This is a genomic window from Vibrio sp. FE10, from assembly GCF_030297155.1.
In the GTDB taxonomy this organism is placed as follows: domain Bacteria; phylum Pseudomonadota; class Gammaproteobacteria; order Enterobacterales; family Vibrionaceae; genus Vibrio; species Vibrio apostichopi.
Genome location: NZ_AP028068.1, coordinates 919,542 through 944,107 on the forward strand (window position 1 = coordinate 919,542; position 24,566 = coordinate 944,107).

The 24,566-nt window shown below is 44.6% G+C and carries 23 protein-coding genes; 12 read left to right on the forward strand and 11 right to left on the reverse strand.

Annotated features, from left to right (window positions below):
- Positions 1-54: 54 nt before the first annotated feature.
- Together QUF19_RS21120 and QUF19_RS21125 are read right to left on the reverse strand one after the other, a co-directional pair.
- Positions 55-552, reverse strand: coding sequence for a hypothetical protein (locus QUF19_RS21120; protein ID WP_286303117.1), 498 nt, complete (start codon positions 550-552; stop codon positions 55-57).
- A gap of 139 nt (positions 553-691) precedes the next feature.
- On the reverse strand, positions 692-1,258 hold the full coding sequence (locus tag QUF19_RS21125; protein ID WP_286303121.1) for a dihydrofolate reductase family protein: 567 nt from the start codon (positions 1,256-1,258) through the stop codon (positions 692-694).
- 60 nt (positions 1,259-1,318) lie between these two features.
- On the opposite strand from QUF19_RS21125, the gene QUF19_RS21130 reads away from it, so the two are divergent.
- Positions 1,319-1,888 (forward strand): TetR/AcrR family transcriptional regulator, encoded by a 570-nt coding sequence (locus QUF19_RS21130; RefSeq protein WP_286303123.1) that lies wholly within the window; start codon positions 1,319-1,321, stop codon positions 1,886-1,888.
- 206 nt (positions 1,889-2,094) lie between these two features.
- Positions 2,095-3,627 (forward strand): phospholipase D family protein, encoded by a 1,533-nt coding sequence (locus QUF19_RS21135; protein WP_286303125.1) that lies wholly within the window; start codon positions 2,095-2,097, stop codon positions 3,625-3,627.
- A gap of 90 nt (positions 3,628-3,717) precedes the next feature.
- Here the strand turns inward: QUF19_RS21135 and nfsA are convergent, their stop codons facing one another.
- The 3 genes from nfsA to arcC form a co-directional block, all read right to left on the reverse strand.
- Positions 3,718-4,440, reverse strand: a complete 723-nt coding sequence (gene nfsA / locus QUF19_RS21140; protein ID WP_286303128.1) for an oxygen-insensitive NADPH nitroreductase — start codon at positions 4,438-4,440, stop codon at positions 3,718-3,720.
- 93 nt (positions 4,441-4,533) lie between these two features.
- The gene (locus QUF19_RS21145; protein WP_286303130.1) at positions 4,534-5,154 is read right to left on the reverse strand and encodes a TetR/AcrR family transcriptional regulator; all 621 of its coding nucleotides are present in this window, start codon (positions 5,152-5,154) and stop codon (positions 4,534-4,536) included.
- A 124-nt stretch (positions 5,155-5,278) separates the two neighbouring features.
- On the reverse strand, positions 5,279-6,187 hold the full coding sequence (gene arcC / locus QUF19_RS21150; RefSeq protein ID WP_286303132.1) for a carbamate kinase: 909 nt from the start codon (positions 6,185-6,187) through the stop codon (positions 5,279-5,281).
- Between the two features lie 396 nt (positions 6,188-6,583).
- On the opposite strand from arcC, the gene QUF19_RS21155 reads away from it, so the two are divergent.
- The 10 genes from QUF19_RS21155 (at position 6,584) to QUF19_RS21200 (ending at position 17,124) form a co-directional block, all read left to right on the forward strand.
- Complete coding sequence (locus QUF19_RS21155) at positions 6,584-8,020, forward strand: APC family permease (protein ID WP_017078523.1); 1,437 nt, start codon at positions 6,584-6,586, stop codon at positions 8,018-8,020.
- 16 nt (positions 8,021-8,036) lie between these two features.
- On the forward strand, positions 8,037-9,128 hold the full coding sequence (aguA, locus tag QUF19_RS21160; protein ID WP_286303137.1) for an agmatine deiminase: 1,092 nt from the start codon (positions 8,037-8,039) through the stop codon (positions 9,126-9,128).
- A gap of 132 nt (positions 9,129-9,260) precedes the next feature.
- Positions 9,261-10,307, forward strand: coding sequence for an ornithine carbamoyltransferase (argF, locus tag QUF19_RS21165; RefSeq protein WP_286303140.1), 1,047 nt, complete (start codon positions 9,261-9,263; stop codon positions 10,305-10,307).
- Positions 10,308-10,482: 175 nt separating this feature from the next.
- Entirely contained in the window at positions 10,483-11,748 is a 1,266-nt protein-coding gene (locus tag QUF19_RS21170; RefSeq protein ID WP_286303142.1) for a RidA family protein, read from the forward strand.
- A 176-nt stretch (positions 11,749-11,924) separates the two neighbouring features.
- Positions 11,925-12,908 carry an HAD family hydrolase gene (locus QUF19_RS21175; protein ID WP_286303144.1) on the forward strand — a complete coding sequence of 328 codons (984 nt, stop codon included), beginning with the start codon at positions 11,925-11,927 and terminating at the stop codon, positions 12,906-12,908.
- A 161-nt stretch (positions 12,909-13,069) separates the two neighbouring features.
- Positions 13,070-13,765 carry an aspartate/glutamate racemase family protein gene (locus QUF19_RS21180; RefSeq protein ID WP_286303146.1) on the forward strand — a complete coding sequence of 232 codons (696 nt, stop codon included), beginning with the start codon at positions 13,070-13,072 and terminating at the stop codon, positions 13,763-13,765.
- A gap of 312 nt (positions 13,766-14,077) precedes the next feature.
- Positions 14,078-14,464 carry a hypothetical protein gene (locus QUF19_RS21185; RefSeq protein ID WP_286303148.1) on the forward strand — a complete coding sequence of 129 codons (387 nt, stop codon included), beginning with the start codon at positions 14,078-14,080 and terminating at the stop codon, positions 14,462-14,464.
- Between the two features lie 198 nt (positions 14,465-14,662).
- A complete protein-coding gene (locus QUF19_RS21190; protein ID WP_286303149.1) occupies positions 14,663-15,535 on the forward strand; it encodes a radical SAM protein in 873 nt (290 codons plus the stop codon).
- A 262-nt stretch (positions 15,536-15,797) separates the two neighbouring features.
- Positions 15,798-16,034, forward strand: coding sequence for an HP1242/YdcH family protein (locus tag QUF19_RS21195; protein WP_017067743.1), 237 nt, complete (start codon positions 15,798-15,800; stop codon positions 16,032-16,034).
- A 193-nt stretch (positions 16,035-16,227) separates the two neighbouring features.
- Positions 16,228-17,124, forward strand: a complete 897-nt coding sequence (locus QUF19_RS21200; protein WP_102438780.1) for a LysR family transcriptional regulator — start codon at positions 16,228-16,230, stop codon at positions 17,122-17,124.
- A 102-nt stretch (positions 17,125-17,226) separates the two neighbouring features.
- Here QUF19_RS21200 and QUF19_RS21205 read toward each other — a convergent pair whose 3' ends face one another.
- From QUF19_RS21205 to QUF19_RS21230, 6 genes are all read right to left on the reverse strand, one after another.
- Complete coding sequence (locus QUF19_RS21205; RefSeq protein ID WP_286303156.1) at positions 17,227-18,036, reverse strand: SDR family NAD(P)-dependent oxidoreductase; 810 nt, start codon at positions 18,034-18,036, stop codon at positions 17,227-17,229.
- Positions 18,037-18,290: 254 nt separating this feature from the next.
- On the reverse strand, positions 18,291-19,850 hold the full coding sequence (glpD, locus tag QUF19_RS21210) for a glycerol-3-phosphate dehydrogenase (protein WP_286303158.1): 1,560 nt from the start codon (positions 19,848-19,850) through the stop codon (positions 18,291-18,293).
- Positions 19,851-20,179: 329 nt separating this feature from the next.
- Complete coding sequence (locus QUF19_RS21215; protein ID WP_102438774.1) at positions 20,180-20,971, reverse strand: DeoR/GlpR family transcriptional regulator; 792 nt, start codon at positions 20,969-20,971, stop codon at positions 20,180-20,182.
- Positions 20,972-21,246: 275 nt separating this feature from the next.
- On the reverse strand, positions 21,247-22,767 hold the full coding sequence (gene glpK, locus QUF19_RS21220) for a glycerol kinase GlpK (RefSeq protein WP_286303164.1): 1,521 nt from the start codon (positions 22,765-22,767) through the stop codon (positions 21,247-21,249).
- 59 nt (positions 22,768-22,826) lie between these two features.
- Positions 22,827-23,681, reverse strand: coding sequence for an MIP/aquaporin family protein (locus QUF19_RS21225; RefSeq protein WP_004732234.1), 855 nt, complete (start codon positions 23,679-23,681; stop codon positions 22,827-22,829).
- 447 nt (positions 23,682-24,128) lie between these two features.
- Positions 24,129-24,560 carry a PACE efflux transporter gene (locus QUF19_RS21230; protein ID WP_286303182.1) on the reverse strand — a complete coding sequence of 144 codons (432 nt, stop codon included), beginning with the start codon at positions 24,558-24,560 and terminating at the stop codon, positions 24,129-24,131.
- Between the last annotated feature and the right edge of the window lie 6 nt (positions 24,561-24,566).

Consider the following 24,566-nt stretch of genomic DNA (forward strand, 5'->3'; position numbering starts at 1 on the left):
AATATTTGATAATAATTTGAGGTTTATAGTCTAAAGGACATAGGTAGACGAATATTAAAACCCGCCCGCCCAAGCATCAAAGTCATCAATGTTGTCGAGTTCTTGCTGGCTTCTTGGTGCTGGGTAATAAGGCAGAGCTAATCTCACAATAGAGGGGAGTAGTTCCCACTCTGGCGTCATCTTCAGGCGTTTCAATTCATCGTTAAGGCGCACAAACATGTAATAGCCATCGCTGTGAGTATTCGCATAACTTGCGACTGTGGCGATATCACCAGAAGGCAATTTAACATCTCGGCCGAGCGGGTAGAGCTGGTGTAGCGCAAAGCTAACTTTCGGATCTTGCAGCTTTCCTTGCTTAAAGCGTTCTAGGCCAATGGCAGTTGAGGTCGTGCGAGGCTTCCAACCGGTGAGGAACAAACCACTCAAGCTATCTTGGAATGGCTTACCCTTTCGATTGCCTTCATTGCTAATGAATTGAACCGTCAGATTGTCTCCCGACTCTTCCAGAATTTCTAAAAACTGTTCACCAGTGCGATCGACTAAAAGCTTCATAAGACCCAGATACCATTAAGAATGAGATACGATAAATGGTACTACTTTAGGGGAGGTTTTGGTAGGGACTATAAAGGTTATGCAGCGTGAACACTGTTTTCAGTGTTGATCGTTACATTCCCTTTATATGAACAATAGTTTATCGCTTACGCAAGTAGTGAGTTTGTACAATCTCATCTAGGTAAGTCGTGACGCCTTTCAGTGTAAAGTCGAGAGGTGAAACTAAGTCACCAAACAAAGGAGAGCCGCCACCAAGAACGACAGGAATCGTCGAGATGATCAGCTCATCAATCAGGTCTTCTTTCATGAAATTTTGAATGGTGACGCCGCCATCAATGTAAAGGTTGTTCATGCCTTTTCTGTTCAGATCCTCGATGATCTGAGTGAGTTCGCCCTTCACTAGGAATACTTTACCTTCCAGTTCCTTAGGTACTTCTGTCAAGGTGTTACTCAGCACATATACCGGTTTGCTGTAAGGCCAATCAATACCGAAGCTCAACACCATATCCATCGTGTTGCGGCCCATGACCAAAGCATCAATGCGCTCAGTATGGGCGTTGTAACCCATGTCATCACCCTCTGGATTTGGGATCGCGTGGAGCCAATCTAGGCTACCTTGTTTGTCCGCAATGTAACCATCCAGACTCACGCCGATAAAGACAATATTTGACATTTTTAACTCCGAAATTGAACAGGAACTTGGCATTTGCACCGTAATAAATTAAAATATTCTACAGTGTAGAGATTAAGTTTAAAAGGTGGTGTTATGACTGTCAAGGATCAAAAGCGAGGTCGACCAAAGAGTGGATCAAGCCAACTCAGTGCAGAGAAGATCTTAGATACGGCCAAAAGTATGATGCGCGAAAGTGGCAAAGTACCGAGTATTCGAGGGTTAGCGACAGAGCTCGGCGTGGATGCGATGGCGATATATCATTACTTCAAGAATAAAAATGATCTCTTAGAGTCGATCACTGTGTCGTTGGTAGGAGAAGTTGCAGAGCCTGAACAAAACCAAGCGTGGCAAGAGAACCTTTATCAACTGAGTGTGAGTTATCTGTCGGTGTTGAATGATTATCGTGGGTTGCTCGAAACCCTGCTGACGATGAAATCTCTTGGACCTGTCGAGATGTTTAGTGAGCGCTTTGAAGCGGTGTTGAGTCCTTTGGAGCTAACATCAGAACAAACGGAAGACGCCCTTCATTTGCTGGTGGACTATCTACATGGTTACGCGCTAGCACTGAACTGTAATCCAGATAGAACGGAGATTACCATTGAGATGGTGAGTAAGCCGTTGGGCCTGTATTGCTTGGGTATTGAACAGCTAAAATTGCACTGATTTAAGAACAAAGGTGAAGGTTTCAGGGCGCGGTTTAGTGATGTGCTGCTCACGATGAGGTTCTGATGTTTCATTTATAGTGGATAATTACCTATAAATTTCAGGCTTTAGCAGTAATAATCAATGAATAGACCTGAACAGCTTGTTAATCGCAAAGCTGTCGGGACAGTTTCTAAAGACGTTACCGTGAAAAGGAAGTCAGACACATGCCTGTGCTCCAACGCATCAGTTTAACCTTAGTTTTAGTCGCTATTCTCGGCGGCTGTTCTTCATTACCCGAAGGCATCGACCACCCAGCTGAACCGCAAACCTCTCCTGAACCTAGCACTCTGTCGGTTTTAGCCAGTGAATATCAACCTGAAGCATTAGAGCAAGCAACTACTGCTGTTCGTTTACAAGAATCTGGTTGGGATGCATTGGCTCAGCGATTGGCGTTGGTCGAAAGCGCAGAACACACCATCGACATCCAATATTACATTTGGAACTCTGACGAATCAGGCAGATACCTAGCCAGCCGTTTGTTAGCGGCGGCCGAGCGTGGTGTTAAGGTGCGAGTGATGCTTGACGATATCAACCTTAACGAGCGCGAAGGCTTGTTATCGGCACTGGATGCGCACCCGAATGTTGAGATTAGAATATTCAATCCAACACCAACACGTCGTGGCTTTAGTAAATGGTTGAGCTTTGTGGGTGATTTTTCTCGCTTAAATCGCCGTATGCACAACAAGTCGTTTACCGTAGATGGCACTTTGTCTGTGGTGGGCGGACGTAATATTGGTGACGAGTATTTTGACCTTTCCGACGAGATCAACTTCCGAGATCGCGATGTATTGGTGATGGGCTCAGTCGTTACCACTATCCAAACCAGCTTTGTCGAGTACTGGAATAGCCGTTGGTCTTACCCTGTCTATATGTTGGGCGATGATGAGCAACCGGATCTTTCAAAAATTGATGATATTGTTGTCCCGCAATACAAAAACTATCCAGAGTTACCATTAAATCGTGAAGCGGCAGATAGCTTGCTGAAAGAGGCGCTTGATGAGATGACTTGGGTGAATGCCCGTTTTGTTTACGATCAACCTGTTCCTGATGACTCTGACAACACCGATGAACCGAAAGCGACCGCGATCCTTCTAGGGAAACTGGCGAGCGAATCGAAACAAGAGATCTTGCTCGAATCGGCTTATCTCGTGTTCGATGACCGCCAGCTAGACGAGTGGCAAGTATTGAACAATGAAGGTGTTGAGATAAAGGCGTTGACCAACTCAATGGCCTCTAATGATCTTGTGAGCAATCACTCTGCATACGCGGGTCGACGCTACGATATGTTAGAACATGGTATCGACCTGTTTGAGCTAAGACCAGAATCCAAGCTATGTGAAGCATCGACTAAAGACGTGTCGAAATGTGCGCCTGAGACGGCCTATGGCTTGCACGCTAAATCCGTGGTGTTTGACCGCAGTATCGCGAGTATTGGATCATTTAACTTCAACTTACGTTCGACCTACCTAAACACGGAATCGGTGTTAATCATCGAGAACAAAGAGATTGCTGAAACGTTAGCTGAAACCATCGAACAAGCGATGAATGAAGACAACAGCTGGCGCTTGGAACTCGAAGATGGAGACGTGTATTGGTATTCAGGTGAACAAAGTTGGGACAGCGAACCAGAAACAGGCAAGTGGGAACGCATGCAGTCAGGCTTCCTACAACTGCTACCGATTGAAAAATACCTGTAAGAGAGCTCGGACCCTATAAATGAAAAATGTCAGCGCATAGTACGCTGACATTTTTGTTTGTGCTGCTGTTTGCTGAAGTTGCTTAACGGCTTAACGCTTGGTCAGCTGCTTGCTGTTCAAGTAAGGCAGAATGTGCGGGCGAGATTCTCCAGACAGCTTCTGCGTGATCTGTTGTGACCAACTGCTTTGCTTTTGATTGCTTGAGCGGTTTGCGTAGTAGCTCTGCATTGAATCGTCGTAGCGAGCAATCTCATCTAGGCTCAGCGACTGGTATTGGTTTTCGTGCATTACCACGTGAGCAGGAAGGCGAGGTTTTATCTCAGGTTGCTGCGCAGGGTGACCCAAACACATACCAAATAGCACAGCCGTGTGTTGTGGCAGTTCCAGTAGTTCATCGACTTGTTGCGCGCTGTTACGTAAGCCACCAATGTACACGCCACCTAAGCCAAGAGACTCTGCAGCCAGCATGCAGTTTTGCGCCATGATGCCAGAATCAACGGCGCCAATCAGGGTTAACTCGGTAAAGTCAGTTTTTACTTCTGGGTTGATTTGAGCGTGGCGTTGATAGTCGATACAGAACACCAAAAACTCGGCTGCATTCTCTACGTAAGCTTGGTTGCCTGCATATTCTGCTAACAGCTTACGCTTCTCTTTGTCCGTGACTCTGATAATGGAAACAGCTTGCAGTAAGCTCGATGATGACGCGGCAAGGCCTGCCTGAACAATTAAATCGAGGTGCTGCTGCTCTATTGGTTGATCTGTATATTGGCGAATGGAGCGATGCCCCAAAATGGTCTCAATCGTACTATTCATGCTCTCTGACAGTCCTTGTTTTTATGATGTATTACAAATCACCATAACGACATTTGAGGTTGGGGTAAACCTCAAAACGACCTTTGTCGAAGACTAATGAGTTTGGCTTTTCATTGTTGTAGGACAAATGTGAGGGATGTACAACTGAAGGTATGATTCGGTTAGTCTAATGGCTTCGTTGGCGAGTTCTGGGGTGATGTGACCATGCTGACGATACGATAAAGAGTATATTTTATCAGCGACTTGCAGAGAGATAGCGAAGACATTGATTGATTGTGGCAACTGAGGAACATCAAAGAACTGTCGATAAATCGTTTCTACTTCTTTACCTAAAATTAAGTCATTCTCGGTGTCCGCATGGCCTAATTCGGTGAATGTATGACGACCCAAAATAAGCTTTTTAGCAATCGGGTTATTGTTATAATAATTCACATAGGCCGTTTCAATCATCCGGTTGATATCAGTCCAATGACTAACATGCTCGGCATCTATACATTTACCGAGCAGAGAGTCGAAATCAATAAATACGTCATCTAGTAGGTTATGGAATAAGTTCTCGATATTTGGATAGTGATGATAAACCGTGGACGTTGCCATTCCACACTCTTTAGCAACATCGTACATTGAAATATCAGTGGCTTCACGGCGTTCCATTAGTTGCACAACAGCGTCATGAATTCGAATTAATTTTTCTTCGGTTGTTACTTTGCGCATCTAATGATCCTCACTTTTATTTGGAACACAAAAAACATAAAGGGTTTTTGAGTAAAGTTCCAATTGGAATATCAAAACTTAGACTTTATTACCCTTTATTTATATAAAACATGATAAGCCAATGTTAAGCCTTAATATGTGTCCCCGTTTTGCCTTCTATGATCTCTAATGCACTCGATAGATCACCAATGTGTCCATGCTGTTTTGTCTTTTCAACAAAAAGACAGCATGCGTCGACCTTCGGCCCCATAGAACCGGCTGGGAAAGTGTACTTCTTCATTTGTTCAACTGACACGTTTTCAAGTTTCTCTTCTTTTGGGGTTCCCCAATCTAAACAAACATGAGAGCCGTCGGTGAGGATCAACAAATGTTCAGCGCCGATTTCTTCTGCGATAAGAGCCGCTGTCATGTCTTTGTCGATTACTGCTTCGAAACCCACATAAGCGCCATCTTTTTCCACTACTGGAGCGCCACCGCCACCACCACAAATAATAAGGTGCTCTTTTTCAAGTAAGTCTTTGATGGCTTTTATTTCTAGCACTTCTTTTGGTGAAGGTGATGGCACCACGCGACGCCAGTGTGCACCGTCAGGTTTCACAATCCATTGGTTGGCTTCTGCGAGTTGTTTAGCTTGTTCTTCTGTATAGATAGGGCCAATAAACTTGGCTGGGTCGGCAATTGCAGGATCATTCTCGTCAATCACAATTCGAGTCAGAATCGTGGTCGTAAAGCGGTCTTTAATTGCAGCATTTAACCCTTGCTGGATAAGGTAACCAATCATCCCTTGAGTCTCGGCACCAAGCACATCAAATGGATAAGGGGGGCAATCTTTATAAGCATTGTTCTGCAATGAGAGCAGGCCGACTTGAGGCCCATTTCCGTGCACAACCACTAAACGGTAATCTTTGCTGAGTTCAGCCAAAGAGCTGGCGGTTTGCGCGATGCTCTTTTTTTGGTTTTCACAACTCATTACTTCACCACGCTGTAGTAAAGCATTCCCACCGACAGCAACAACAATAATAGGCTTCGACATGTTTAACTCTCCAAATAATATTTTGCTCTTGGCAAATAAGTTGGTTTGAATTGTATTTAAATATTGTCGGTGTCGTGGGGATAAAAATCACAATTCGATTTGTGCTCAATATTCCATAGTTTTAGTCGTCTATATGTCACAGAAAGCCCTAATTTTCCCTAGATTAACTAGATATGTGATCTTGGTTTTGAAATAGAAAATGTATTTATTAATCGAATGGTTATTGACCAAAATCAAGTATTCCGACTTTTAGCATTATAAATCTAATATTTGTTGGGTTTATTTTGTTTTTACCCCGAACTCGTTTGTGTAAAACCGATATTCAATTTTCATCCCAGTTCACTTTATCGCTTTGCCGTTTAATTAATCCCGAATTAGAGATTAAGGAGCTAAGAGATGAGTAACGAAACGCAAGGAAAAATGGGGGTTACGGGAATTGCACTCTTTACACTGTGTGCAGTTTTGGTGGTCGACACATTAACCGCGTCAGCCAGTATTGGTGTCAGTGCCATTGGTTGGTGGGTGTTAATGCTGGTCTTCTTTGTCATTCCATATGGCTTAATTACTTCCGAACTGAGTACCACCTACCCAGGTGAAGGCGGTATTTACGATTGGGTAAAACAAGCCTTCAATTTTAAATGGGCAGTCAGAACAACGTGGTTTTACTGGATTAATGTTGGTTTATGGATGCCTGCGGTATACATCATGTTTGCAGGGATGTTTGCCGAACTCTTCATGCCAGATCTGTCTTTATGGGGACAAATCGCCATTTGTATATTACTGACTTGGCTAACGGTTTTGATTTGTAATGTGTCTGCCGACATCGGTGTGTGGGTCACCAATATTGGCGCAATATTAAAAATTGTCGTGATCAGTACATTGGGTGTGGGTGGCTTTATCTATGCAATGAAAAACGGCGTTGCCAACGAATTTACGTTGCCAGCTATGATGCCTTCATTGGATTCTGCGGTCTCTTTCTTACCTGCGATTGTCTTCAACCTAATGGGTTTTGAACTGGTTGCAACCATGACTAAAGAAATGAAAGACGTTCGTGATATGCCTAAGGCCGTCTTCCTCTCTATCGGTATCACCGCTTTCTTATACATCTTCGGTACGGTAGGTATTTTGATGGCGCTACCTGTCGAAAGCATTGGCTTGGTGTCTGGCCTTATCGACACATTTAGAACACTTTTCGGTACTGGCGTGGTTGGTACAGCCATGGTGTACATCTTCGGTACTTTCGCTTTGTTAACGCTTATCGGCAACATGGTGAGTTGGACAATGGGTGCCAGCCGAGCTGCTGCTGAAGCCGCTCAAGAAGGTGAACTTCCAGCCCCTGTCGCGAAAGTGTCAGAGAAAGGTTCCCCTGTTGGTGCGAACAACATTACTGGCACGGTATCAACGGTCGTTATTCTGTCTTACGCGCTGTTTGCTCAGGGCAATGATGATCTGTTCTGGTCGATATTTGCCTTCTCTAGCTGCATTTTCTTACTTCCTTATCTGTTCATGTTCCCGGCATACCTAAAGCTTCGTGTGGTTGATGGTCAACGTGAACGTCCATTCAAAGTTCCGGGTGGTATGGCGGCTCAATGGGTCATGTCGATTGTTTGTTTCTTGGTCGTCCTTCAAGCCGTGATCTTATTCATTTTCCCCGAGGCTCTTGATCTAACTGTTGCCGATTGGGGATACACAGGACCTGTTTTGATTGGCGTGATTGCCACCATCCTTGCTGGTGAATGGATTCTTCTAGGTGCTCTAAAACGCAAGAAGCAGCAAGGTTCAGGCGATGACGACACGACCGAGACACAAGATAAAAAAGAAGCTCAAGCATAATTTAGGGGACATAACGATGAAAAAACTGATTGATACCACTCCAAAACATGATGGCTTCAGAATGCCAGGAGAACACGAGCCACATAGCGAAATTTGGATGGCTTGGCCAGAGCGCACTGACAACTGGCGCAATGGTGCCAAACCAGCACAAGCGGTGTTTGCAGACGTGGCCACCAAGATAAGCCATACAACGCCAGTAACGATGCTTGCGAGTTCTGAGCAATACGATAACGCAGTATCTCGTTTACCTGAGGACATTCGAGTTTTGGAAATCTCAACCGACGATTCTTGGATGCGTGACATCGGGGCGACTTATGTGGTCGATGACAGTGGTGAACGTCGAGGTGTGGATTGGGAATTCAATGCATGGGGCGGGTTTGTGGATGGTTTGTATTCACCGTGGAATCGTGACAACCAAGTTGCTCAAAAGATGTGTGAAACCATTCGTGACTCTCGATACCGCGCTCCAATTGTACTAGAAGGTGGCTCAATTCACGTTGATGGTGAAGGGACACTCTACACAACAGAAGAGTGCCTATTACACGAAAGCCGTAACCCAGATATGAGCAAAGAAGAGCTGACGGAAGTGCTTTGTGAACACCTCAATGTTGAGAAAGTGATCTGGCTGCCTCGTGGCTTGTACAACGATGAAACCAATGGCCACGTGGACAACATTCTCCACGTCGTGAAGCCGGGTGAAGTGGTTCTCACATGGTGCGATGACAAGAACGATCCTCAATATGAGATCAGTAATGAAGCCTATGACTACATCACCAGTCAAACGGATGCCAAAGGTCGTCAGATAAAGGTACACAAGCTGCCGATGCCAGGCCCTCTATTCATGACCGAGGAAGAAGCGGCAGGTATCGATATCGCAGACGGAATGGAGCGAGAAGCGGGTGAGCGTTTAGCGGCGTCGTATGCCAATTACCTGATTACCAATAACCAAATTGTGTTGCCTTTGTTGGATAAACGCTACGACAACGATGTTATCGGGATCTTGGAAGGCATCTATCCAGGCTACGAAGTGAACGGCGTTCCTGCTCGAGAAATTTTGTTAGGTGGCGGCAACATCCACTGTATCACCCAGCAAGTACCAAGAGTTTAGTTACAACAGAAAAACCAATTTAATCCCAAACGTAGCGGTTCTTGAAAGTGATGGCATGTATTCAAAATCAAATCGCCATGAAAGAGAACTTAAAAGAACCGCGCACAAAATTATGAAAAATAGGAACTTATTATGAAATTACCTTCTTCTAGCGCTACTGAACTAAACAAAGCAAACCTAGAGCACATGGTTTCCATGAAAGACTTCTCTGTCGAAGAGATGGACAACATGATGGAGCTGATGACTCACCTGAAACAGGCGCGCAAAGACAACGCAATTCCGCCACTGTTTAAAGGCAAATCAGTAGGGATGATCTTCGAAGCGGGTTCTACTCGTACACGTGTCTCTTTCGAGGTGGCGGCTACATTGCTGGGTGGTCATGCGCTATTCCTATCTCCAAAAGACATTCACTTAGGTGGTAAAGAGTCGATTGATGATACGTCTCGTGTTTTATCACGTATGTGCGACATCATCATGGCTCGTACCAATAGCCCTGAAACACTCGATGGCCTACTGGAAATGTCGACGGTACCAGTGATCAACGGCCTTGATACGCGTTTCCACCCAACTCAAATGCTAGCGGATCTCTACACGATCAGAGAACACATCACTGATGGACGTAAGTTGTCTGATCTCACCTTGGCATTTATGGGTGATGCGACGGATGTGTGTCGTTCGTTGATGCTGACTTGTGCTAAGTACGGTATGGGCTTCAAGCAAATTGGTCCTAAGAAATACCACATGGAGCAAGAGTGGATCGATATGGCGCTGAACTTCTGTGAAGAGTCTGGTGGCAAGATTGAAATTACTGATGATGTAGAGCGTATCAGTGATTGTGATGTGGTGTACGGCGATAGCTTCTACTGGGTGACTCAAATGGATGAGAAGGAAGAGCGCCTTGCAGCATTCATGCCTCACTACGTTATCACAGAAGAGTTAATGGCGAAGGCTCGCCCTGGTGCAATGTTGCTGCACTGCCTACCTGCGAATGACAAAGAAGAAGTGACTCGTGGCGCACTAGAAAGTGAATACTCAGTGGCGTTCGATGAAGCAGAAAACCGACTCACTGCGCAGATGGCGATTTTAGTGTACTTCACACATAAAGATGCGGTTATCCCAACGCAAGAAACCGTTAAGCATCACGAAGAAAAAATCAGTAGCTTCCTAAGTACTCTGTAGAGGTTTATTTGTGGGGGCATCTGCGCCTCCACTGTTTAAATTAAATTAAGCTGGGCCAGTATTTATCACGATTTATTGGTTCGGCTATTTTTGTGCCTTGTATTTTGAAATGTCGATAAACACGCAACTAATTGGCTCTATCTGACATCAAAACTCGAATAGGAGATGTATCGACATGAGTGCCGATATTATTAAAGTTTCAAGAAATACTGAAGATGCACCATTGAGCTCTTTCTCAACACAATCGGTGGCATTCTCACACTACAATAACCTTTCTGCTCAATTACCTATTGATCCAAAAACGGGCGGCTTGATCTCAGGCTCTTTGGAAGATCAAACCAAGCAGTGTTTGTTAAATATTCAAGCGATTGTGGAGAGTATCGGACACCGCATGCACGACGTTGTGAGAGTCAACGTATACTTGAAAAGCATTGTAGATATCGATGCGGTTAACGAAATCTATGCGTCGTTTTTTCAACACTATGTTCCTACATGCACGACACTCGCTGTCGCTGATTTGCCGCTCGAAGGCGCTCACTTACAAATGGATGCCGTGATCTCGAATGGTGAAGGAACCTACCCTCAAGCGGCTTGTGAGTTAGTTAAAATTGCAAGAAACACCCAACACGCACCAGTCAGTTCTTTATCGACTCAGACGGTGGCTTTTTCTCACTATAATCACATTTCAGCCCAGTTACCGATTGAACCTCAATCGGGTAGCATCGTCGCTGGTGGAGCAAAAGAGCACGCTATTCAATGCCTCAAAAACATCAAATCGATATTGGAAAATGTTGATGTTCCATTTGATGACATCGTGAAAGTGAATATCCATGTCAGAAGCCTTGATGACCTTGCAGCAGTCAATGAAGTGTATACCACCTTCTTCCCGGACTCCGCGATTGCAAGGGCTGTCGGCTACATGCCAGCACGCTCAGTGACGGTGGTTGAAGGCCTAGCAATGGGAGCGTTAGTGCAGATGGATGCGACCGTGTCACACGGCGATGGCACTCCGCCACAAGCGGTTGAAGATCGACATGGAATAGTGATTAAGGCAAACAATACCAAAGCTGCACCAATCAGCGAACACTCCACGCAAACCGTGGCTTTTTCTCACTACAACAATATCTCCGCTCAGTTACCGCTAGACCCAACGATTGGGGCGATTGTTACGACAGGCACAAAAGAACAGACGATGCAGTGCCTAAATAACATTAAAGAAGTGATTGAAAGTGTTGGCCATGTCATGGATGACATCGTGAAGTTGAATATCCAATTAAGAGACGTGGCAGATCTAGATGTGCTTAATGATGTTTGCACACACTACTTTGACGGTCCATTACCAGCACGCACAGTTATCGGTGTCTCGGATATTCCTATGGGCGCTTTGGTACAAATTGATGCGATTGCTTCCAATGGTGAGGGTACTCCACCTAGCCTTTAAGCTTTCAATTTAGTGTTAAAACAACGAGGGTTGGCCGTGAGGTTAGCCCTCGTTTTACGTCTTTTCCAATAGCAACATAAACAGCGGTTATAGTGTTCATAAGTGGAAAATCAGAGTAGACCAACTAGGATGAATTACATTAAACCCGTTAATTAATTCAACAACATGGTAGTGCTATGAAGAAAATAACCCTTTTGTCCGTTGCGATTTTATCTAGCCTTTCTTTCTCATCTTTTGCTAAAGATTGTGACCCTACATTGCTGCCTTCTTGGAAGGATAGCGAGAGTAAAACCGCTATTGTCGACTTTGTGGGCCAAGCCACCAAAGCTGAATCCGATACGTTTGTGGCAATTGAAGATCGCATCGCGGTATTTGATAACGACGGTACGCTTTGGTCAGAAAAACCGTATTACTTCCAACTGGCCTTCGCACTAGATCGTGTAAAAGAGATGGCGCCTGAACACCCTGAATGGAAAACAGAAGCACCGTTTAAGTTTGTACTTGAAGGGGATATTGAGAGCGTTCTGGGCAGTGGCGAAGAAGGGCTATTGAAAATCATCATGGCGACACATTCTGGTATGACAGTTGAACAATACCAGCAAGATGTTAAGCAATGGTTGGCGGTAGCAAAAGATGAGCGCTTCAATAAAGCGTACACAGACCTAACTTACCAGCCGATGAAAGAGATGCTGACTTACCTGCAAGAGCATGACTTTAAGACTTACATTGTGTCGGGAGGTGGTGTTGATTTCATGAGAGCGTGGGCTCCGCAAGCTTATAACATTCCGCCAGAGCAGATCATTGGCAGCGCACTTAAATACAATTACAGCTACAACGATGGTAAACCGACGGTTACCAAAGATTCGTCCATTTTGACCATCGATGACAAAGCCGGAAAGGTCACTAACATTCAGCATATTATCGGTAAGAAGCCGATTTTAGCGGTGGGTAACTCAGACGGTGACCAAGCGATGATGCAATGGGCAACCAGTCAACCAAATTCAATGGCCATGATTGTTCACCATACCGATGCTGAGCGAGAGTGGAAGTACGATCGTGAGTCTCATGTTGGTAAGCTCGATAAGGCGATAGATGAAGCGAACTCTAGAGATGATTGGACGCTGATCGACATGAAATCAGATTGGTGTGAGGTGTACTAACGCCTAGCTTACTCTTAGTCAAAACAACAAAGGCTCGGATTTTTATTCGAGCTTTTTTGCGAAATAGCGAAGGCTTCGTCTCATTTTAAGCAAGAACGTACTATAAATTTTTAACCCATGACGGTTTAATCGGGATAGTCAGAAATCAAAGGAATAGAGAAATGAAAACGATCGGTTTGCTTGGTGGCATGAGTTGGGAGTCGACAGTGAGCTACTACAAATCCATTAACGAGGGTGTGAAAGCAACACTCGGCGGACTCAATTCTGCAAAGATTTGTATGTATAGCGTGAACTTCGATGAGATAGAAAAGTTGCAGCACCAAGGTCGTTGGGCTGAGACGGCAGATATCTTATCGGATGCGGCTTTATTGGTAGAGAAGGGCGGGGCGGACTTTATCCTGATCTGTACCAATACCATGCATAAGGTCGTTCCTGAGATCGAAGAGAAGATCACGATTCCAATCTTACATATCGCCGATACCACAGCGCAGAAGCTGCTTGAACAGGGCGTAAAGAAAGTCGGGTTACTCGGCACAGCTTTCACGATGGAACAAGATTTCTATAAAGGACGCCTGACTAACAAATTCGGTATCGATGTTGTCATTCCGGATGAGAGTGACCGAGAAGCAGTGCACAACATTATTTATCAGGAATTATGTCGCGGCGAAGTAAAAGAAGAGTCTCGAGCTGTCTATCGTCAAATCATTGAGAAGCTAAGTCAGCAAGGTGCTGAAGCCGTTATTCTTGGGTGTACTGAAATTGCTTTGTTGATTCAGCAACAACACACCGATGTTCCTCTGTTTGATACCACTGCTATCCATGCAGAAGCGGCAGTATGTTTGGCGACGAGCGATTAGCCTATGGTTAACTTTCAGAGCATTAAGCTTGTCTTTCGATCATTCTACAACCATCAGCTGATTGGTGGTGTCAATTATTGGCCGCTGGGCGCTGCACAGTCAAAAGTATATAACTTTCAGAAGGTTGTTGATTTTTCTCTGGGAGCGAATTACGAGTAACTTTTCTTTTAATGAAGACCAAAATTAAGTTTAATAAGCACTCTGTATCACACTTTTTATAAATTTTTAGGTGTGATGGTACACATTCATTTGTCTCGTGAATAGAATCTCGACCTAGTGTTATTTTGGCTATGTAATTGAATGAGAATAAAAATGAAATTAAAACCTATTTTTTTGGCTTGCCTGTCTGCAACAATCCTGTCTGGCTGTTTGACCGTCCCAATTGAAGAGTTACAACCAACGGCAGACCAAGAAACAATTGATACCGCTATTGAATATCTAAGCGATATAAAAGGTGTGACTATTACAGAAAATGGCGTGATTTATTATGTTGAGTCACTGCCGGGCAACTCTCGATGGGCAACAGCGCATATTTTGGAGTCTAGCTATCGCTACTCTTGCGAAGACCTTCGCTGGTATGTAGACCGAGGTATGATCGTGAGAATGAGATTCCAAGGTAATAGTGGCACGACGCAAGACTATGATCTTGAGCGTTGTGAAACGGAAGTCCCTACAGGGTTATATGAACCTAAACAGTAGGTTCTCGATCCTCTCACATTGAGATTGAAGCTTTTCTTTTATTAGTAATACATCAATACCCTCTCCATCTGGTGAGGGTATTTTATTTAAAATCTAAAAACTGATTCGACTATATTGCGGATTATCAATGAATATTGGTGTTGATAAACTCTGTTTTATTCGAGCACGCTCTCGTGCTTATAGACCGGAGAGACCAATATGAATTACGAGGGAAAAGTATATCGTCCATGGACAGAGGCGAAGAGCATTCTTATTCAAACCACATTAGGTTGCAGCATCAATACGTGCACGTTCTGTAATATGTTCAGCGATAAACGATTCAAGGTTCGTGACATTGAAGACGTGTTTAAAGATATTGAAGAAGCTCGCCTGATTTATCCTTATGTTGAATCGATTTTCCTTATTGATGGCAACGTGATGGCCGCTCGCACGGATTACCTTCTTAAGATTTTGGATAAGCTTCGTCATACCTTTCCTGAAAGCAGAAAAGTATCGCTCTATAGCGGGTTGAACGATTTCCGTCGTAAAAGCCTGAGCGAACTTAAAGAGCTTAAGAGTGCTGGCCTAACCATGGCTTATGCAGGTCTTGAGTCGGGTGATGCGGTGGTTCTCGACAACATTAAAAAGCGCATGACCCCAGAGCAAGCGCTTGAAGGTATGGCTCTGGCAAAAGAAGCCGGTATTGAAACCCTGCTTTCGTTTATCTTCGGCCTTGGTGGTCGTGATCGTTCACGTGAACATATTGTCGAAACCACAAGATTGCTGAACATCATGAAGCCTGAACAAATCGCGCCCATGGCGTTAGCGATTCAGCCAGGGACCGTGATGGAACAAGAAGTTAAAAACGGTAAGTTCATAATGCCGACTCAACTTCAGATCTTGGAAGAAGAAAAGTACCTGCTCGAGAATCTAAACATCGACACTTTTTATTGGGGCGATCACGGCAACAACATAGTGACTCAGAAAGGCTTCTTGCTTGATTCTAGGGAGCAGTTCTTAGCGAAAGTGAATCATGCAATAGCATCGAATCCGATGGCGAAGGATAGCGTGATTCAGACGTTTGCTTGGTAACGTTTATTGAAAATCGATACCTATAAACAAAGATAAAAAAGAGTAGTGCTCATGAGGTGAAATGTCCGTCGTGAGCCTACTTTTTATTAAGACAGTTCAAAATCAACAAAGCTATTTTCTAGGTACATGTTGTAAATTTGTGAATCTGAATTGTCTATATTCTATGCTGTGTACTGGATCTCATTTGTTATTTGAGTCCCTTGCTAAGGTAAATAATGAATATGTTTAATACCAATCACTTTACTCAACTTAAGAGGTTTCTATGCTAGGTGAAAATCATTCTCTTGTTCACGAATTTCCTGAAATGAAAGATAAAATTGCTGAGCTTGTTAAAACTGACGATGGCTTTGCAGCAGACATGAAGACGTACGACAACCTTGATAAAGAGATTCGTAAGCTTGAGCTGAAAGATTCACCCATTGATGACGGCTCGATGCACCAACTGAAACATGATCGTTCTGTACTGAAAGATGCACTGCACGCTCGTTTAACTGGCTAGTGAGCTAGTAATTTTGCTGATTAGTGAAATGGCGAATTGCAGATTTAGATACTAAAAACTCCTTCGGGAGTTTTTTCTTTTTGGCTCAATAACATCTTCATCATTCAACTGAGCTAATACGTTGTATTGTTGTGTTAATAACGCATAATGAGGATTACTGGTACACGATTTTTTAGATTTCATTGGTAATCACATGAATATTGAACACCTCAAATTGTTTGTTCGTTTAGCTTCCACACATAACATCAGTATGGCTGGCCAAGAGCTGGGACTGTCGCCTGCGGTTGCTAGTTCGCATATCAGTAAACTTGAAGATAATTTAGGTGTTCGCTTGGTACACCGAACCACTCGTAAAGTGTCTTTAACAGAGGAGGGGGAGGCATTCTTACCTCACGCTGAAGAGGTGTTATCGAGTGTGGATGCTGCCAAGTCGGCGGTTGGTGTAGGCTGTGATTCTCCAACCGGAACATTGCGCGTTACGGCATCTGCGTCTTTTGGGCGTTTGCACCTTGTTCCTGCATTGCCTGGCTTTCTTGAGCGTTATCCTGGTTTAAAAGTCGATTTCAGATTGTCAGATTCTATGGTCGATCTTGTAGAAGGCGGCTTCGATATTGCGATTCGCATCTCTGAATTGAAAGATTCGACACTCATTGCTCGAAAGCTTGCGACAGACAAACGTGTTGTGTGCGCATCGCCAGATTATCTAATCAAGTACGGCAAGCCAGCCACGCCTCAAGATCTTAATGACCACCAGTGTATTAGTTTGATTGGCTTAGAAAGTTGGACCTTCCACACTGAAAACGGACCTAAAACGATTAAGGCCTCGGGGTCTTTTAGAGCGGATAACGGCGAAGCACTGCGTGATGCGGCGTTAGGTGGTATCGGTATTACGGTGACGTCGAATTGGTGTGCGTACGAACAGCTGAAAAGCGGTCAGTTGATTCAAGTGTTGGAAGATTACCCACTCACCTCTGAAGCGGCGATTTGGGCGGTATACCCAAGTACAAGGTTGCTTGCGCCAAAAGTGAGAGCCTTCATCGACTACTTCTCTGAGTACTATGGCAACCCGCCGTATTGGGAACAAAAGTAGAGATAAATCGATTTAACGAAAAAGCCCTGTATGACTAACGTATAATTTAGTCACGCAGGGCTTTTTTCTTGGAATCAGACAATCAATTGAGCGGAGCTGTCATTAAGAAAGCGTTGCTGCGATGATCTCTTCAATCTTTGCGACAACTTGCTGTGATTTATCACCGTAAATTGCATCTGGGTGCGGGTTAGCAAAGGTGTTGTTGTCGTTATCAAAGTATTGACCGCCCGCTTGTGCAAACTCGTCAGACAATGATGCGCGAACGAGAATATCAGAACCAATGCTTAGGTCGCCGCCTGCGATGCCGTACGCGTCTTTCACCATCTTACTGCCCAGTAACGAAGCAGGGTTTACCGCAACAACCATCGGCCCTTTAGAGCCTCGCTCTTTCGCCATTTCACGAGTCCACATAGTGATCGCAAGTTTACTTTGTGCGTAAGCGTCGCCATCAGAAAGCGGTTTTTTACCTTCGAGTGCTTCAATGCTTACCGCAGCTTGCGCCGCTGAAGACAGGTTAACCACGCGGCTAGATGAGCCTAGCACTGGCAATAGACGCTTGGTTAGGTGATATGGAGAAACTGTGTTCACAGCAAAACGAACATCCAAACCATCTTTAGTGATTGGATTCGGAGTGTTGAACACGCCAGCGTTGTTAATCAGTACGTCAATTTTATCGTGCTCAGCAATCACTTCGTCAGCCAACGCATCCACATCAGCCAAAACAGACAAGTCTGCCACGTAGCTTTGGATTTTGGCTTCAGTAGAGAGAGTTACAAGTTGCAGCTCAACGTCTTTGAGCTTGCTTGGGTTACGTCCATGCAATAAAACGTGGTGACCTTGTTGAACAAGTACTTTTGCAGTTTCGAAGCCGATACCATCGGTAGAGCCAGTGATCAGGATAACTTTTTGCATGGAATAGATTCCTTATTAAAGCGCTGACATCGCGAGTGTTTTTGAATGTGTTGTTTCGTTGAGATAAAGAATAGCAACCTTTTGTGAAGTTGATAATCAAGCGGATTAATAAAACACTATTTAGTTTTTATTGAAAATGGAAGTACGAACGAAGTCCTAGCCAGAACCGAATAGCAGATAATAAAAAAGCTTAGCGCGGGGGACGCTAAGCTTGGTTGTTAATCATGTTTTGAAGCATGTCTAGGCTGGTGGAATTAGCCGACTTGAGAAAAGCTCACTACCTTGCTTTGTAGTTTCTCTTTCAAGTAATCAGTCACGGCTTGCTGCTCTGATTCACTCATGTACAGGCCAAGCTTGGTTCTGCGCCACAAGATGTCTTCGTCAGTCATCGCCATCTCTTCATTGATCAAGTAATCGATCTCAACTTGATAAACGCCATGCGCTTCGTTTGAAAATTGGCTGCCAAGGTCTGCTTCACTATTCGCGCCTTCCAGTAGCTTCCACGTGTAAGTACCAAATTGAGTCACGTAGCGAAGTAACAACGCTTCAGATGCCCAAGGGTATTTAGTGTGGATCATCTTCGCAAGTTGCTCTCTGCTACAGCTGAAGTTACCGCCTGGAAGCGTGTTGTTGGCTGTCCAAGGCGCACCCATGTTGGTTAGGTGTGGTTCTAACTTCTTAAGTGCTGCTTCGCCTAGTTTACGGTAAGTGGTTAGCTTGCCGCCGAAGATCGAAAGCAATGGTGCTTGATCCAGTTCTGCGTCCAATTCCAATGTGTAGTCACGAGTGATCGCTTGTGGAGAATCAGATTCATCGTCACAAAGCGGTCTTACGCCACTGTATGTCCAAACCACATCTTCACGGCCAAGCTGTTTAACAAAGTGCTGGTTAACAATATCAATCAAGTAATCCACTTCGACATCATCAATTGCGACGTTACGTGGGTCGCCTTTGTATTCAAGGTCAGTCGTGCCGATGATCGAGAACTTATCTAGGTAAGGGATCATGAACACAATACGATTGTCTTTGTTTTGCAGAATGTACGCTTGTGGTTCGTCATGAATGCGTGGCACGACAATGTGTGAGCCTTTAATCAGACGAATATTACGAGGCGAAGCCTGCTCTAATCCATCATCAAAGAATTGCTTAACCCAAGGGCCTGCTGCGTTTACGAGTGCTTTTGCTTTACGTTCAAAACGTTGGTTTGTCATGACATCAAGGATCGTTACATGCCAAATACCACCTTCACGGTGTGCTTTTTCAACTCGGCAGTAGTTACGAACTTCTGCGTTGTTCTCTTTAGCCGCTAATACGTTGAGCAATACCATGCGCGCATCATCAACCCAACAATCTGAGTATTCGAAACCTGTCTTCATTTCTGGCTTCAGTAAACCTGATTTCGCCAAGTTCACGGTTTTACTTCCAGGAAGCGTGGTGCGTTTACCCAAGTTATCGTAAAGGAATAGGCCACAGCGGATCATCCAAGCTGGGCGTAAAAATGGTCGATGAGGTAAACGGAAACGCATTGGTTGAGCAACATGAGGTGCTTTTCTTAACAATACTTCGCGTTCTGCAAGCGCTTCTGAAACCAAACGGAACTCATAGTGTTCAAGGTAACGTAAGCCACCGTGGATCAGTTTTGAACTTGCAGAAGATGTCGCAGAGGCGAAATCATTTGCTTCGTATAAACCAACGTTTAGACCACGGCCTGCTGCATCCGCTGCGATGCCTGCACCGTTGATACCGCCGCCGATCACGATCAAATCTAAAGTGGAAGATGTACTATTTTTTGAATTATTTTGTTGAGCACTCATGGTTTTGACCTCTTTCTGAGCGAACGAGCATTTTAGAACATAAGTGAATCCTATCTTAACTTTCGTTTGCGGTCATTTATTATTTTCGTTTATGCGCGTTTTATGTGATTTGAGCATAAAAAAACCTCTGCTTATGAAAGCAGAGGTTCAAATAAAACTTATTCGAGCATAGAAGTGACACGAACAGGGATCAAGTATTGTTGGTCCAGTTATTAAAAAAGCCAGCTATCGATAAAGTGTTTTATCAATAGATCTGGCTTTTGATTGCTCAATGAATGAGCGAGCTTTACTTAATTTAGCTCAACTTAATCTAGCTAGATTAACAGGGGCTATTCGCCTGAAGTTGAAGGCTGAGCAGTATCGATAATTTCTAACGGAATTGCCGAATCTTTAAGGATGTTGAGAATCTCTTCCGGCGGCTGTTTATTAGTAAACACCATGTGTGCCTGAGAGATGTTACCAAGCTTAACCATCGCATTACGACCAAACTTAGTGTGGTCGACGGCTAAGAAGATGCTACGGCTGTTTTCGATGATCGCTTGTTTCACTCGAACTTCGTGATAGTCAAAATCGAGTAGTGAGCCATCAAAGTCGATGCCACTGATGCCCAAGATGCCGAAATCCAGACGGAATTGCTTCACGAAATCGAGTGTCGCTTCACCGACAATACCGCCGTCGCGGTTTCTTACTTCGCCACCCGCCAAGATAACCTTGATCTCAGGATTCGGCAGAAGGATGCTCGCCACGTTAATGTTGTTGGTGACAACTCTTAACTGTTTGTGATTTTTGTTGAGTGCACGTGCAACTGATTCTGGTGTGGTACCGATATCAACAAACAAAGTTGCGCCATCTGGGATATGTTTAACCAGTTCATCGGCAATCACGTCTTTTTCGTTGAAGTTAAGCGCTTTACGCGTGTTGTAAGAGGTGTTTTCCGAGCTTAAAGGAATGGTTGCACCACCGTGATAGCGACGAATCTTGTTGCCATCGGCCAGTTCGTTGAGGTCTCGTCTGATGGTCTGTGGGCTTACATCAAACTTTTCAACGAGCTCTTCGGTACTCACATATCCTTGTGTTTTAACCAGGTCTACAATCTGCTGGTGTCTTGGTATCTGCTTCACTTAACTTACCACTCCCTGTACGCTAAAGGTTCTAGCGCGTCAAAATCGAAAATATAAACTCGCGCTATTGTGCTCGAATTGACGAAGAGAGAGAAGTAATGATGGTAAGGAATCATGTCTAAACCGCAAAAACGCTGCTCAAGACAAGGAATTTGAGCCTGAAACGCAAAAAAGAGCACAAAATAGTGCTCTTTTTAGTTTCGTTTACTGAGGTTCGAACAATCCAATCGACAAGAAAGTGATTATTCGAGCTCCTCTGTTAACTCACGCTCAGATTACTCTTCGTCGTCATCGTGCAGTTCAGACCAAACCTGTGCACACTTGATAGCACGCTTCCAGCCTTTGTAACGGCGGTTACGCTTCTCTTCGTCGTGGTGTGGCATGAACGTGCGGTTAAGAACAGCTTTGTCTTGAAGCTCGTCAATGCTGTCCCAGAAACCAACCGCTAGGCCTGCAAGGTAAGCGGCACCCAGAGCGGTCACTTCCGTTACTTCAGGACGGTGAACTTCAGTATCAAGCACGTCTGATTGGAATTGCATTAGGAAGTTGTTCGCTACTGCGCCGCCATCAACACGTAGTTTCGCTAGCTTGATGCCAGAGTCCGCTTGCATTGCGTCTAGTACGTCACGAGTTTGGTAAGCAATACCTTCCAGCGTTGCACGGATGATGTGGTTAGAGTTTACACCACGAGTCAGACCAACAATCGTACCGCGAGCATAAGCATCCCAGTATGGTGCGCCTAGGCCAGTAAACGCAGGAACCACGTAAACGCCGTTTGAAGAATCCACTTTCGTTGCAAAGTACTCAGAGTCTTCTGCGCCAGCCAGTAGCTTCATTTCATCACGTAGCCATTGGATTGATGCACCGCCCATGAATACTGCACCTTCAAGTGCGTATGCTGGTTCGCCTTTAGGGCCACATGCCAGTGTTGTTAGTAGACCGTTCTTCGAGGTTACTTTCTCTTGGCCAGTGTTCATTAGAAGGAAACAACCCGTGCCGTAAGTATTCTTCGCTTGGCCTGCTTCTACACACATTTGACCGTAAAGTGCAGCTTGTTGGTCACCGGCAATACCCGCGATTGGGATACGAGTACCGCCTTTACCACCAAGGTTCGTTTGACCGTATACCTCAGAAGAGCGTTTCACTTCAGGCATCATGATTGACGGAATACCCATCTCATCAAGTAGCTTCTGATCCCAGCATAGGTCATTGATGTTAAACAACATAGTACGTGACGCGTTGGTGTAATCCGTAACGTGTACACGTCCTTGAGTCATTTTCCAAACCAACCAAGTATCAACCGTACCGAACAACAACTTGCCTGCTTCAGCGTCTTCACGAGCGCCTTCAACGTTGTCTAGAATCCATTTTACTTTGGTACCTGAGAAATACGGGTCAAGGACTAAGCCAGTATTGTCACGTACGTAGTCTTCTAGGCCACGTGCTTTTAGGTCTTCACAGATGTCTGCTGTACGGCGACACTGCCATACGATTGCGTTGTAAACCGGTTTGCCAGTTTCTTTGTTCCAAACAATGGTGGTTTCACGTTGGTTAGTGATACCGATACCCGCGAGTTCGTCGCTGCGAATGCCTGCTTTAGCAAGCGCTTCAACCAATGTAGAGCTTTGAGTCGCCCAGATTTCCATTGGATCATGCTCAACCCAACCTGCTTTCGGGTAAATCTGAGTGAATTCTCGTTGAGAAGAACTAACGATGTTTGCATCGTGATCGAGGATTACAGCGCGAGAACTTGTGGTGCCTTGGTCTAGGGCAACAATGTATTTTTGCTCGGTCATGGTAAGAATCCTTTTTCTTTCGTTATTTATATTTTAGTAAATGTAAGGTCGCTTAGGGATTAAGCTTGAGCTTGTTCAGCTTCTTCTTCTGTTTCACATTGGTTTGGAATTGTGCAGCCTTGGCCTTCTACTGGTAGGTAAGCACCGATAACACGTGGGTACAACCAACCACCGAAACACGCACCAGCAATTGGAGCAAGAATTGGAACGATGAAGTAAGGAATATCACGAGCACCGCTTAGTGCGAAATCCCAACCTGCAAAGTAAGCGAAAAGTTTTGGTCCGAAGTCACGAGCAGGGTTCATTGCGAAGCCAGTCAGTGGACCTAAAGAACCACCGATAACCGCGATAAGAATACCAATCAGTAGAGGGTTCATTGCACCGCGAGATGCGCCGTTGTTCTCATCACCTAACGCTAAAATGGCAAACATCAACACTGCAGTAATCACGAATTCCACAGCAAAAGCGCCGAAGAAAGAAAGTGAAGCATGTGGGTAAGTCGAGAAGATACCAGCAGTTGATAGTGCGTCTTGGCTGCTACGAACGAAGTTATGTGCGATTTCGTAGTCAGTAAATAGGTTGCTGTACAGGCTGTAAACCAATGCTGCAGAGCAGAAAGCGCCAAGCAGTTGCGAAATGATGTAAGGCACCACTTTCGCTTTATCGAAGCCATGGAACATGGCCAGTGCAATCGTTACGGCTGGGTTGATGTGTGCGCCTGAAACGCCGGCAGTACAGTAAATTGCAATCGCAACACCGAAGCCCCAGATGATGCTGATTTCCCATTGTCCGAATGTCGCACCAGTTAATACCAGAGCGGCCACACAGCCAACGCCAAAGAATATGAGTAGTCCTGTACCGATAAATTCAGCCAAGCATTGCCCAAATAAAGAAGGGTGTTTGTTTGTTGTCATGTTCGAGTCCTTTTTAGTTTTGCTTATCTAGCACGTGTATTGTGCATATATTTGCGAACTCGAAAATAAACGAACATCAAAAGTGAGCGTTTGAGCATAAAATTGTTAATTAAAGTCACTTGAAATGTTAATCCGAACACTTTTGCTCGAAAAAGATGCTCGCATGAACGTCATTGCTCGAATTGATAGGTTGCGAAGCCGCTCAAACTACCTATATGTAAATGAATGCGCAACTGGTACGAGGAGTTTATGTTTGGATTTGTGATGCTACTTCGTTAGTGGCGGATTATTAGACTTAATTAGGGAGGGCTGTGTGATGTTTTTGCTATGTAACAAGGGCGTTAACAAATGAGCTTATATGCATAAATGAATAAACTGCCAACTATGTTGTAGTTTGGCAGTTTCAGTTTAGGGGTTTGTTCTAGTTACATGCTACGAACTAGGGCTCTAAACCAGAGCTGCAACTTTTCCTCTCGCAACCAACTGAGCTCGGATTGAGTCATACGCCCAGTTGAACGCAATCGCGTAAAGTACGAAGAAAATAACCAGGCCGATGTCCATGATCAGGACGGTCAGGAAGTCGAGTTGTAGAGCCCACATCAAGACAGGTAGAGTGACGGTCATTAACCCAAGCTCAAAACCTAAGCCGTGTAGAACACGTGTTTTCTTGGTTCTTTTACTTCGGTCAGCCCCGTAAATTTTGTCGTAGCCATAGTTGTAAACATAGTTCCAAGCCATTGCAATCAATGATATTGCAAGCGCTAAGCCTGCCATTTCACCTGCGCCGTTTCCTGTAATATAGGTTGCAAGCCCTGCCATTAAAATCAAAGCAACTATTTCAAATAGCACCATGTGTAACATGCGTTCTTTATGTGACATCTTTTT

Coding starts and splice junctions, on each gene's coding strand:
- QUF19_RS21175 (WP_286303144.1), top strand. CDS start 11,925: ATGAAGAAAATAACCCTTTTGTCCGTTGCGATTTTATCTAGCCTTTCT.
- QUF19_RS21125 (WP_286303121.1), bottom strand. CDS start 1,258: ATGCCAAGTTCCTGTTCAATTTCGGAGTTAAAAATGTCAAATATTGTC.
- aguA (WP_286303137.1), top strand. CDS start 8,037: ATGAAAAAACTGATTGATACCACTCCAAAACATGATGGCTTCAGAATG.
- QUF19_RS21200 (WP_102438780.1), top strand. CDS start 16,228: ATGAATATTGAACACCTCAAATTGTTTGTTCGTTTAGCTTCCACACAT.
- QUF19_RS21190 (WP_286303149.1), top strand. CDS start 14,663: ATGAATTACGAGGGAAAAGTATATCGTCCATGGACAGAGGCGAAGAGC.
- argF (WP_286303140.1), top strand. CDS start 9,261: ATGAAATTACCTTCTTCTAGCGCTACTGAACTAAACAAAGCAAACCTA.
- QUF19_RS21205 (WP_286303156.1), bottom strand. CDS start 18,036: ATGCAAAAAGTTATCCTGATCACTGGCTCTACCGATGGTATCGGCTTC.
- QUF19_RS21120 (WP_286303117.1), bottom strand. CDS start 552: ATGAAGCTTTTAGTCGATCGCACTGGTGAACAGTTTTTAGAAATTCTG.
- QUF19_RS21225 (WP_004732234.1), bottom strand. CDS start 23,681: ATGACAACAAACAAACACCCTTCTTTATTTGGGCAATGCTTGGCTGAA.
- QUF19_RS21185 (WP_286303148.1), top strand. CDS start 14,078: ATGAAATTAAAACCTATTTTTTTGGCTTGCCTGTCTGCAACAATCCTG.
- glpD (WP_286303158.1), bottom strand. CDS start 19,850: ATGAGTGCTCAACAAAATAATTCAAAAAATAGTACATCTTCCACTTTA.
- arcC (WP_286303132.1), bottom strand. CDS start 6,187: ATGTCGAAGCCTATTATTGTTGTTGCTGTCGGTGGGAATGCTTTACTA.
- QUF19_RS21180 (WP_286303146.1), top strand. CDS start 13,070: ATGAAAACGATCGGTTTGCTTGGTGGCATGAGTTGGGAGTCGACAGTG.
- QUF19_RS21195 (WP_017067743.1), top strand. CDS start 15,798: ATGCTAGGTGAAAATCATTCTCTTGTTCACGAATTTCCTGAAATGAAA.
- QUF19_RS21230 (WP_286303182.1), bottom strand. CDS start 24,560: ATGTCACATAAAGAACGCATGTTACACATGGTGCTATTTGAAATAGTT.
- QUF19_RS21155 (WP_017078523.1), top strand. CDS start 6,584: ATGAGTAACGAAACGCAAGGAAAAATGGGGGTTACGGGAATTGCACTC.
- QUF19_RS21135 (WP_286303125.1), top strand. CDS start 2,095: ATGCCTGTGCTCCAACGCATCAGTTTAACCTTAGTTTTAGTCGCTATT.
- nfsA (WP_286303128.1), bottom strand. CDS start 4,440: ATGAATAGTACGATTGAGACCATTTTGGGGCATCGCTCCATTCGCCAA.
- QUF19_RS21130 (WP_286303123.1), top strand. CDS start 1,319: ATGACTGTCAAGGATCAAAAGCGAGGTCGACCAAAGAGTGGATCAAGC.
- QUF19_RS21170 (WP_286303142.1), top strand. CDS start 10,483: ATGAGTGCCGATATTATTAAAGTTTCAAGAAATACTGAAGATGCACCA.
- QUF19_RS21145 (WP_286303130.1), bottom strand. CDS start 5,154: ATGCGCAAAGTAACAACCGAAGAAAAATTAATTCGAATTCATGACGCT.
- glpK (WP_286303164.1), bottom strand. CDS start 22,767: ATGACCGAGCAAAAATACATTGTTGCCCTAGACCAAGGCACCACAAGT.